This window comes from Chromobacterium alticapitis (assembly GCF_002924365.1).
GTDB classification, from domain to species: domain Bacteria; phylum Pseudomonadota; class Gammaproteobacteria; order Burkholderiales; family Chromobacteriaceae; genus Chromobacterium; species Chromobacterium alticapitis.
This window is the reverse complement of sequence record NZ_PQWB01000052.1, coordinates 1-11,099: the sequence shown is the minus strand read 5'-3', so window position 1 is coordinate 11,099 and position 11,099 is coordinate 1. Positions and strand designations below refer to the sequence as shown.

The following is an 11,099-nucleotide window of genomic DNA, read 5'->3' as shown; positions in this document are numbered from 1 at the left end:
GGCGGCGGTTCGCTGATCACCGACACTTCCACCTTCTGCTGGATCACCTTGACCACGCCCTGGGCCAGACCGGTCGCCAGCGCGTAGATCAGCACGGCGTGGAATAGGATCACCCCGGCCAGACCGGCGCCGCGGCGGCTGCGCAGGCCAGACTGTTGCCTTACTGCGGGATATGCCATTTCGTCTTTCACTTCCTTAAACAGCTATGCTCGATTGCCAAGCGCAAAACGCCACCCCGAACCTGTCGGGGTGGCGACTCCTGCGAGTCAATTACATCTTGTAATTAGCCTTCAGGAAGTAGGCGCGGCCAGTCGGATCGGAAACACGCGGATCATAACCCTGTTGGAAGACATCCTGTTGATTGCTGTAAGGCGGATTCTGGTCAAACAGGTTCTTCACACCCAAAGTAACGGACACCTTCTTATTCCAGACATAAGTGCCGGAAAGGTTCCAAACTGAGTACGTGTTGACCATATTGGTCTGACCATTCGGATTCGCATCCGTGTAGCCCGACTTATAACTCTGAGACAGCACGCCGCTGAATGCGCCGTGATTCCAACCCAGGGTCAACTCATGCTGCCAACGGAAAATGGCAGGCTGACTAGCCGCCGTGTTGTATTGACCCAAGGCAGACTGGTAACCAAGGCCATCGCCATAGTCTTGCAGATACTTACTGGTGTAAGTGCCATCCAGACCGATGGTGAAGATGCCATAGTGCGTAGCCGGAAGCTGCCAGCTGAACTTAAAGTCCAAACCTGCCGTGCTCAAACTACCCAGATTCTGGTAAGGCAGATTAATGTACTTGTAGTCATTGGTGACGGGGTCACGCACATACAAATTAGCAAAGCGCGCGGCATTATTCGGGTCGGTGATAGTCGTCCAAGGCAGCTGGCCAACCGTATCATGAATCATGCTCCACCAGAGATCCACACTGGCGGTCAAGTTCTTGACCGGTTCCAGCACCATGCCTATGGACATGGAGGATGCCTTTTCCGGCTTCAAATTCGAGCTACCGGAGTTGCCCAAGCGATATTGATCAGGCACGCAGGCATTCGGCCCAGCGCCAGGCTGTTGCGCACCACCCGGGCAGTAAATCGGATCCGTCCCCTTGCCGCCAGTCAAACTAACATTGAACGGCGAATACAATTGGTACAGCGACGGAGCTCTGAAGCCTGTACTGGCAGAGGCGCGGAACATGACCTTCGGATCAGGCTGGTAACGGAACGCCACCTTAGGATTCAAAGAGCCCCCCGCGTCGCTATAGTGATCATAGCGTGCGGCAAGTTGCGCCTCAAAATTCTTGATCAGCGGCAGGTTCATTTCCGCGGAAAGCGCATAAATGTCGCGGCTACCACTTGCATTGGTTGCAAAGCTCTGACCCGTACCCAATACGTCCTTAGACAGGCCGTAATTATAGTTGTGGTACATGCTCTCACGACGATATTCCGAGCCAAACGCAACACCCAGCGGACCGCCAGCCAATTGCGTCAGCTCATTGCTGACTTTGAAGTCAGCGCTATCCAGCGTCGTCTTGGCTTCGCTGATCTGGCCAGATCGCGACAGTTGCGCCCAATTGGCGTAGCTTTGATCAAACGGATTGAAGGTATTGTTGTTTATATCAGCCTGAATAGCGCTACCGCTGACCCATCCCGAAACCAAGGTATCCGTGACATAGTTCTCGCCATGTCCCAGACCCGCTTTATAATCCCAGCCCGCAATCAGGCCTTCCATGCTCAGTTGCAGGTTCTGGGTGGTGGTCACGGCTTGGTCAACGCGATCGCCAAGCGGTACGGAACGGCTCCAAAGCTGACCGCCGCCAGGCAGAATGGGGTGACCAGGAGACGAGTCATATGCTGTCGGATCTGGAGCGATATAAGACGTATTCTTGGTTCGAGTAATGCTGTAGGTCAAAGAGAGCTCGTGATTGTCTCCAATACGCATGGCTCCCTTACCAAACCCGCTAACCTGCTCCACATCAGGCGTAATACCCATGAACAGGCCTGGGTATTCAATGCAGCGATTGCCAGATGCGACAGAGTAAGGCGGCAGACATGTATTATTGGCCCAAGTGCCATTAGGCAGTCTGACATTGCTCGGGAAGGTATTAGAACTCGTACTTGTATCCGAATTAACAGTGGAAGCAAACTTCCGGTCCATCGTCATGATGCGGTCGGTCTTTTGATAAGACAACGCACCAAAAACATTGAAGCCATCGCTTGCCAGATTGCCATAACCATAGCTTGCATTCACGCTGCGGCTCTTGCCGCCGGAATGTTGCGGAACACTTAAATCGCCACCAATAGACAAGCCTTGAGCGGTTTTCTTCGTGATAAAGTTTATTACGCCGCCAATCGCATCCGTTCCGTAAATAGCGGATGCGCCATCACGCAACACTTCCACCCGATCAATCGCAGCCAGCGGGATCGCATTCAAATCCACCGCAGTGCCATCGAACGGGTTGGTCGGCAGCCGACGACCGTCAAGCAAAACCAGGGTGTATTGCTGACCAAGACCACGCATATCGGCAAACGAAGCACCGCCGGTTGCGCTGCCTGCGGCTTGCGAGCTGCCTTGGCTAGATTGATTGGACGAAAGGCTGTTTACCACCTGTTCAACCGTGGTGATGCCCTGCTTCGCCAGATCACTAGTGCTTACCACCGTTACCGGAGAAGCCTGCTCCTTCTTGATGGAGTGCTTGATGTTCGAACCGGTGATTTCCACACGGTCCAGCGTGCCGGAGCTATCCGAGTCTGCGTGCGCAAAAGGCATGTAGCCAACGCTGCCAATCAGCGACAGCGCGACCACCAGTGTCTTTCTCTTGTAGTTCATGATTTCTCCAAATCCCTTTTGTAGATATGTGGCCCGCTCGCCTCGTGGGCGGCTGGATCTTTGTATTCGTCATACCGAGTGAAGGTGCTTCGAGTGTGAAAGTTTGTCATGACCATCGTCAACAGCCATTTACTTTCTCAATGCCAACAAGATAAATAGCGATCAAGACCTAACTATTAAGATACATTCCGTCAAATAAATAATTATGAAATATCCTTATTTATCAAATACAAGCACATCATCATGTCACACTTTGTCACAAATAAACATTAATAAACGGGTTGAAGTCCGCATGAAACGCTTTCCATTTGTTGCTTTTACGCACGTCATTCACAAAATGTGTTGGTAATTTCACAAAACATGCACATTCAGCACTTCACTCATCATGAAATTAATGCATAAGAGCCATGCTCATTTCTATTACCTGAAATTTGCCTGTTATCGAGCAAAAACTCCATTTTGTCATCACACTCCGTCACACAGATTGCCAAAGTGCTAAATGTATTTATTTTCAATGTATTTTCAAGCATGATTATGAATTTGTATTAAATGCATTTGGCATTTTCCATCTCTTTGCGCTATCGATAACTGGTCGGCATGACCTGTCGACATGTCCTCGGAGACGAGGGCCATAAATGGGATGACGGAAGAAACACAATTAGCAATACAAACCGCGCCCACATCAGGAAAAGGCATACCGCCGAATTCCTGAGTTCACATTCTGCAAAGAGGAGAAATTTGCATGTTTGCAAAACAGCACGCTGTTGCACTGATCGTTGCCGGCCTGTTCGCCGCCGGCGCCCAAGCTGGCGAAGCCTGGGTGAATACCGCCACTCAAGCCCACCCGCTGGTTTCCACGCTGACGGCCTCCGCCGCGGCCAAGAGCACTGGCGAAGTGGCTGCCGGCCAATCCGTGCACGTAGCCGTGACGCTGAAGCTGCGCAACAAAACCCAGTTGGACGCGCTGACCAACAGCCTGATGGCTGGCACCAGCCACAAGACGCTGAGCCACGCTGAATTCATGGCCCAGCACGCTCCGACGCAGGCTCAGGTCCAGCAAGTCGTGGCCCACCTGCAAAAAAGCGGCTTCCGCAACATCAAGGTTGCAGCCAACCGCATGCTGATCACCGCCGAAGGCAGCGCGGCCACCGCCAAGACCGCCTTCAACGTAACCATGCACGGCTTCAACAACAACGGCCGCGCCGGCTTTGCCAACGTGACCGCCGCGCAAGTGCCGCAATCACTGGGCAATATCGTTCTGTCCGTGCATGGCCTGCAGAACATCCACACCTTCCACACCACCTTGCAAAAGGCCGGCGTGAAGACCTTTGCTTCCGCCAAGACCCAAAGCGTAGTCGGCCACAATCCGACCGATTTCCCGCTGATCTACAATGCCAGCAGCCTGCCGCCGGCCACCAACACCACCGTTGGCATCATCTCCGAAGGCGACCTGACCCAAACCCTGCAAGACCTGCAGCAGTTTGAAGACGCCGCCGGCTACAGCTATGTGCAAACCAACGTGATCAATGCCGGCGACGCTTCGTCCGACACCGATGGCGTGGGCGAGTGGAACCTGGACAGCCAGGACATCCTGGCCGCCGCCGGCGGCGCGCTGCAGCAAATGAACTTCTACGTCGCCACCTCGATGACCAACGCCGACATCACCGCCGCGTACAACTCCGCTGTCAGCGATGGCTCGGCCAAGGTGATCAACGTGTCGCTGGGCGAATGCGAACGCGACGCGCAAAGCGATGGCACCATCGCCTCCGACGATCAGATCTTCCAGACCGCTGTGGCTCAAGGCCAGACCTTCTCGATTTCCACTGGCGACTCCGGCTCCGCCGAATGCGGCAGCACCTCTGGTCAAAGCTACCCGGCGACTTCGCCGTACGTGATCGCGGTTGGCGGCACCACCGTGAATACCAGCGGCACTACCAAGTACTCGTCGGAAAGCGTGTGGAATGGCACCGGCGGCGGCCCTAGCGTCATCGAAGCCGCTCCGTCTTGGCAAACCAAGGCCGGCGTGCTGACCACTTCCAAGACCAAGCGCGGCGTGCCTGACATCTCCTTCGATGCCGACCCGAACAGCGGCGCGCTGGTGGTAGTGAACGGCAGCAATCAGCAGATCGGCGGCACCAGCCTGGCCGCTCCGCTGTTCACCGGCTTCTGGGCCCGCATCCAGTCCGCCCACGGCAATAGCCTGGTATCGCCGAACCCGGCCATCTACCAGTACTTCAAAGCCAACCCGTCGCTGTACCACGACGTGACCAGCGGCAACAACGGCGGCTACAAGGCTACTGCCAGCTGGGATTACGCCACTGGCTGGGGCAGCTTGAACGTCGCCAACCTGAACACCTTCATCAATAGCCACTCCGGCTTCTGATCAAGGCGTCGCGCATGAACAAAACCCCGGTGCGCCGGGGTTTTGTTTTTCCACCGCATGCGCAAGGTGTTTCCGCCAAGCGACACTCATGCGATGCCATTGAAATAATAAGTAAATGTTTACAGATAAACTGGCTAATTTCAGAGCAAATACTTTACAAATCGATACGCCGTCGCTACTAATGGAAACGCGTAACACCCCGACTATTCTCAAAGGACGGGACGCGGTTTCTTCAGGGAGAGATGGCATGCGGCTTCAAAATTCCACACTTTTGCTGCTGATCGGCGGCGCTTTCGGCATCCCGGCACACGCTGGCGGCAGCTGGTCCGCCACCGGCACGCTGGCTCATCCGGTGCAACAACTGATTGCCGGCGCCCATGACAATGGCGAGGTGGCCGGCGGCGAGCTGGTGCGCGTAGCCGTCAGCCTGGCGCTGCGCAACAAGCCCCAGCTGGAGAGCCTGACTGCCGGCATCCAGTCCGGTCAAAGCCAGCCCATCAGCGATGCGCAGTTCATGGCCCAATACGCGCCGACTACCGCCCAGGTCCAGCAAGTTGTCAGCCACCTGCAGCAAAACGGTTTCCGCAATATCGTCGTCGCGCCCAACAATCTTCTGATCACCGCGGATGGCAGCGCTGCCACCGCATACAGCGCCTTCCAGACCAAGCTGCACCGTTATAACGTCAACGGCCGGCAAGCCTTTGCCAACACCGCCGACGTCAAGGTGCCGTCCAGCCTGTCCGGCATCGTGCTGGCTGTGCACGGCCTGCAAAACGCGCATCAATTCCATACGGCCTTCCATGCCCAAGCGGTGAGCAAGGCCAGCACCGGCGTCATCGCCCACAAGCCCGCCGACTTCCCATCCATTTACAATGCCGCCAGCCTTCCCGCCGCCAAAAACAGCGTGGCCGGCATCATCGCGGAAGGCAATTTGAACCAAACCGTGCTGGATTTGAACAACTACGCCAAGAGCGCCGGCTTTGCCGCGCCCAGCGTGGCCATCGTCAACGCCGGCTCGCCCAGCTCAGACACCTCCGGCATCGTCGAATGGAACCTGGACAGCCAGACCATACTCGCCGCCAGCGGCGGCGGGCTGAAGCAACTGCAGTTCTATGTCGCGCCGTCCATGAACAACAGCGACATCGCCGCCGCCATCAATGCGGCCGTGTCGGCCAATAGCGCCAAGGTGATCAATGTTTCGCTCGGCGAATGCGAGCTGAGCGCCCTGTATTCGGGCATGACCGCCAGCGTGGACCAGATGCTTCAGGCCGCCATCGCCCACGGCCAGACTTTCTCGGTCTCCAGCGGCGACTCCGGCTCGTATGAATGCGGCGGCGGCACCGCCTATCAAAGCTATCCCGCAGTTTCACCCTATGTCGTCGCCGTCGGCGGCACCACGCTCACCACGACGGGGGCTACCGCTTACAGCAGCGAAAAAGCCTGGAGCGGCGGCGGCGGCGGACCGAGCGCCACCGAAGCGGCCCCATCCTGGCAGACCAGCGCCGGCGTGCTGGGCACCTCCAAGACTCGGCGCGGCGTGCCGGATATCGCCTTCGATGCCGACCCGAGCAGCGGCGAGCTGGTGCTGGTGCAAGGCAGCACCTACCAAGTGGGCGGCACCAGCCTGGCCGCGCCGCTGTTCACCGGTTTCTGGACCCGCATCCAATCAGCCAACGGCAACAAGTTGGTCTCGCCCAATACCGCGATCTACAAGTACTTCAAGGCCAACGCCTCGCTGTACCATGATGTGGGCAGCGGCAGCAACGGCGCCTTTAAAGCGGCCACCGGCTGGGATTACACCACCGGCTGGGGCAGCCTGAACGTGGCCAACCTCAACGCCTTCGTCGCCAAGACCGCCGGCTTTTGACCATGATGATCCTGGCGGAAGCGCGCCTCGCAAACGCGATTGGCTGACTCAGCATCAATCTCCGCGCTTAAGCTCCAAAACGCCACGAGCCCATCTCGTGGCGTTTTCATTCAACTTCCTTGAGTGATGCCGAGTCAGCGAGCCGCGGCATCCCCCTCTAGCGCATTACACTACCCGCACACTCCGCTAAGAAGACTGCGCCGGCTCCACCAGCCTGTCGCGCTGCAGCCGCCGCCGCACGCCGGCCAGATAGTCGGCGCGGCACTGCCTAAGGATGTAATCGCGGTGATTGTCTCGCCGCAAGTCGCCCCAGGCCTGGGCCCGCGCCTGCAGCGAGCGGATTTCCGCAGCCTTGATCAACTCTTCGTTCAATGGCAGCTGGGCCGCCGTCAGCAGGGTATAGCCATAGCGCTCCATATGATCGCGGCAAACCGTCTCGATGATTTCTATCTCGCGCATGGACAGTTGCTGCTTGAACTTGTCGGCATTCGCGGCGATGGGCGGGAAATGATTGGACGACCACAACGCGGACAGCTGCGCGATTTTCGCGGCTTCGTAGGAGCCGCGGATATCCAGCATTTGCGGCATGAAGGCGATGCCTAAGAAATCGCATACCTGGCGCAGCACCGTTTGCTGGTCCGCCAGGAAGTCCTCGTAACGTATCGTCAGCACCTGGTCCGGATGCTCGGCCAGCAGTTTGTCCGCCGCCAGATAGGCGGCCAGCCAGGTTCGCACGTTCAGCACGGTGTCGAAATCATGAATGATGGCGCGATTGATGGATGCCACCTGGGCGCGCGGGTCACGCACCACGTTCAGAAAGCGCATATGCGGGAACAGCCTCAGCAGCTCGCCCGCGTAATGCACGCTGTCCAGGGACTTGTCCATCACCACCCTGGCCTGCTGCTTCTCTCCGGCGCGCAACAACAGCTCCCATACGATGCGATGGACGCTGCGCGGCTTGCTTGCGAGGGACTCGAACAGCTCAACCGGATCGAAGGCGATATCCGGCCACTTCACCATGCTGGCGGCCTGCAAGCCCACCACGTCCACCACCAGCTGGAAATAATTCCGGTCCTGAGACAAATCCCCGTACAACGGCAGCAGAGGCATGAAATCGACAATATGCAAGGGGTATGGGGAGAAGAATTCCCGGCTGAAATTCAGCCTTAGCCGTAGCGCATGGCTGCCGCAACGCCGCAGCGGGATCATCAGCACGGGCAGCGGCCTGTGCGTCTCAAATGCGGTAGTCATGGCTTTCCCTTTCCCCGATGGCGGCGGGACTGCAGCAATGCAGCACCAGGCCGAACAAGCTGTCGACCGACTCATCCAGCCGCAACGCGCCGGCATCCAGCGTCAGCGCCGGATGCGGCGGCGGCTCATATGGCGCGGACACCCCGGTGAACTGCGCGATTTCGCCTGCCCTGGCCTTGGCGTAAAGCCCCTTGCAATCGCGCGCCTCGCACACCGCCAACGGCGTGCTGACGTAGACCTCGGCAAAGCGCCGCTCGCCAACGATCTCCCGCGCCATATCCCTATCCGCGCGCAACGGCGAGATGCAAGCGCAGACCACGATCAGGCCGGCGTCGTTCATCAGCCTGGCCACCTCGGCCACCCGACGGATGTTTTCCTGCCGCTCCGCGGCGGAGAAGCCCAGGTTGCGGTTGAGGCCGTGCCGCAGATTGTCGCCGTCCAGCACCACGGCCGAGAAGCCAGCCCGAACCAGCCTGGTTTCCAGTTCGTAAGCGATGGTGGATTTGCCGGCGCCGCTCAGGCCGGTCAGCCAGAGGGTCAGTTCCCCGTGGCCGAACAAACGCTGCCTGTCGATCAGGCGCACGCGGCCCGCGGTCTTGAAGATGTTGGCGGGCAAACCCGCCGGGGGAGATAGAGCGGCCATGATCCAATCCTTGGTTCGACTGGATGCGAAACAGCAAGCGGAACAAGCGATCTGCAACCGTCACATGCCAGATAGTTTGGTCATAGCGCGTACTGATTGAAAAATACCAGATAAAAAGACCAAATCAGTATTTGCACGGATCATTCAAATCATATTAAAGATGGCCAGTCAATTCCATTGTATTTATTATAAATAAACCATCAACCACTCTAGCGAAATTGCTTGAAAAAGGCCGCAGCCATCACGACGGCGCGGCCCACCCAGTCAGAACTTGATGCCGGCGCTGATCATCGCCAGGCTGCGGTCGGACTGCGTGTTGTACTTGCCGCCCCCCGTAGCCAGGTAAAGCAACTCAAACTCATAGCGCTTGCGGTACTCGGCCTGCAGCCGCCACAGCCAGCTGCGCCGGCCCTCGGTGAACTGGCCGTCCTGCGAATAGCCCTTCACGTCATATGCCAACAACAGGGAAGGCATCAGGTCCAGCCCCGGCAGAACCCCGCCGTAACGCTCCTCCAGCTTGCTCCTGACACCCCAGGCCGACGACGTCACGAAACCATCCAGCGCGCAGCTGGGGCCCGTGCCATTACAGGCCGGCGCCGCCGCGCTGGGCGCTTGGCCGAAACCGACTCTGCCATAACGCATCACGTAGGGGTCCGGCAGGCCCGCCAAGTATTTCACCCCGGCCTCGGCCGACAGCTTGGCCTCGCCGCCCAACAGCCGCCCCAAGGGCTGGGTCGCGCCCAGGCTGAACTGCGTGCTGCGGAAGGTATCGTAGCCGCGCGCCAGGTAGCCGGTCGGCGTGTGGGCCAGATAGCCCAGCGGTCCCACCCCGCTGAGCACGCCATATAAAAAGTCCGCCCCGTTCCATGCCACCGGCTGGTTGGGCCGGTAACTCAGCTCGCTGTAGATGCCCGTGCCGCCGGGCAGCTTGGTCTTGAAATTGACGGCGTACATATGGATATGGTCCGGGAAGCTGCGCCGGAATACGCCGGCGATGCCGGTCGGCGCCGCCTGGCCCTGATTGGCGGCCGCCGGCAGCAGCACACCTGGACCGGTGCGCAGCATCTGGGTCAAGCTCATCGGACTGGTTTGGTTCGAATAAAACAGCCCCAGCTGGCCGATGCCGTCCAGCAGGTAATTCAGGCTCATGCCGAATTCGCCGCCATAAGGTTTGTCATCAGCCACGCGCGCGATGTAGTCCAAGGGATTGGCGGCCGATTGCTGGTCGCTGGTGACGATGCCGCGGCGCTTCAGCATGCTCAACAGGCTGCCGTTCAGCGTCAGCTTGTTACAGCCGGGCTGGGCGTAGTCGTTGCCGGAATAGAAAACGCCGCAGGATGGGTAGGCATTGGGCTGGAACTGGAACTGGTAATACCCGTCCACGGACAATTTGGGCGTCGCGTCCAGCTTGGCGTAGAAAGCCGGCGCCGGGATATTGACCATCTCCGGCACCGTGCCGGCTCGGCCCAGCGCATTGAAATCCATCGCGTTGACTTGCTGGATGCCGCCCAGGATGGTGGTGGGCGTCACCCACGGGATCACTTGCTGTCCCAGCCGCAGCAACATGGAAGATTGGCCCATCTGCGCACGGCCGTAAAAATAAGCGTCATCCAGCGCCACGCCGCTGAAGCGGTCCAGCGCGGTGAAGCCGCTATCATTCAGCGGCGCGCCCGGCGCGTAGCCATTGGGCGAATGGCCGTGCGGCGCGGCTCCATGGATCAAGCCGTAGTCGTACCAGGCCTTGGCGCTGACGAAGACGCCCGTGTCGCGGTAGCGCAGATCGCCCTGGGCATAGCCCTGCCAGGCTTCGGAGATCAGGCTGCCGCGGCCGTAATTGAGATCCCCATCGTTCAAGGTATCCATCGCGTTGGCATGGCTGGTGAAGGTCGGGTCGGGCCTGTCCATGCGATAGACACTGCCCACCGCCATCGTTCCCTTCACTTCAAGCTGCGCGGCGCCCAGCTCGACACGGCTGCCGTCCCCCAGGCCTGATGGCAGCGTGCTCATGGTGATCTCACCGGCCAGACCGCACGCGCTCCACGACAGCAACAGGCTTGTACAGATAATCGTCCGCTTCATTCTTCTCCCCCTTTAAGTCTTCGCGGCGCAGCCCCCTGCGGCGCCGC

The 11,099-nt window shown here is 58.7% G+C and carries 6 protein-coding genes; 2 read left to right on the top strand and 4 right to left on the bottom strand.

Annotated features, from left to right (window positions below; all coding sequences use genetic code 11):
• Positions 1–270 precede the first annotated feature (270 nt).
• Positions 271–2,829, bottom strand: a complete 2,559-nt coding sequence (locus C2I19_RS13640) for a TonB-dependent receptor (RefSeq protein ID WP_103903248.1) — start codon at positions 2,827–2,829, stop codon at positions 271–273.
• Positions 2,830–3,571: 742 nt separating this feature from the next.
• Between C2I19_RS13640 and C2I19_RS13635 the strand changes: the two genes are divergently transcribed.
• Both C2I19_RS13635 and C2I19_RS13630 read left to right on the top strand, forming a co-directional pair.
• Positions 3,572–5,212: a S53 family peptidase gene (locus C2I19_RS13635; RefSeq protein WP_103903247.1), complete on the top strand. Its 1,641-nt coding sequence runs from the start codon at positions 3,572–3,574 to the stop codon at positions 5,210–5,212.
• Between the two features lie 247 nt (positions 5,213–5,459).
• Positions 5,460–7,079 (top strand): S53 family peptidase, encoded by a 1,620-nt coding sequence (locus tag C2I19_RS13630; protein WP_103903246.1) that lies wholly within the window; start codon positions 5,460–5,462, stop codon positions 7,077–7,079.
• Between the two features lie 186 nt (positions 7,080–7,265).
• Here C2I19_RS13630 and C2I19_RS13625 read toward each other — a convergent pair whose 3' ends face one another.
• From C2I19_RS13625 to C2I19_RS13615, 3 genes are all read right to left on the bottom strand, one after another.
• A complete protein-coding gene (locus tag C2I19_RS13625) occupies positions 7,266–8,330 on the bottom strand; it encodes a sulfotransferase (RefSeq protein WP_103903245.1) in 1,065 nt (354 codons plus the stop codon).
• On the bottom strand, positions 8,314–8,973 hold the full coding sequence (gene cysC / locus C2I19_RS13620) for an adenylyl-sulfate kinase (RefSeq protein WP_103903244.1): 660 nt from the start codon (positions 8,971–8,973) through the stop codon (positions 8,314–8,316). Before cysC ends, C2I19_RS13625 begins: the two co-directional genes overlap by 17 nt.
• Positions 8,974–9,237: 264 nt before the next feature.
• Complete coding sequence (locus tag C2I19_RS13615; protein WP_233201194.1) at positions 9,238–10,980, bottom strand: DUF1302 domain-containing protein; 1,743 nt, start codon at positions 10,978–10,980, stop codon at positions 9,238–9,240.
• Between the last annotated feature and the right edge of the window lie 119 nt (positions 10,981–11,099).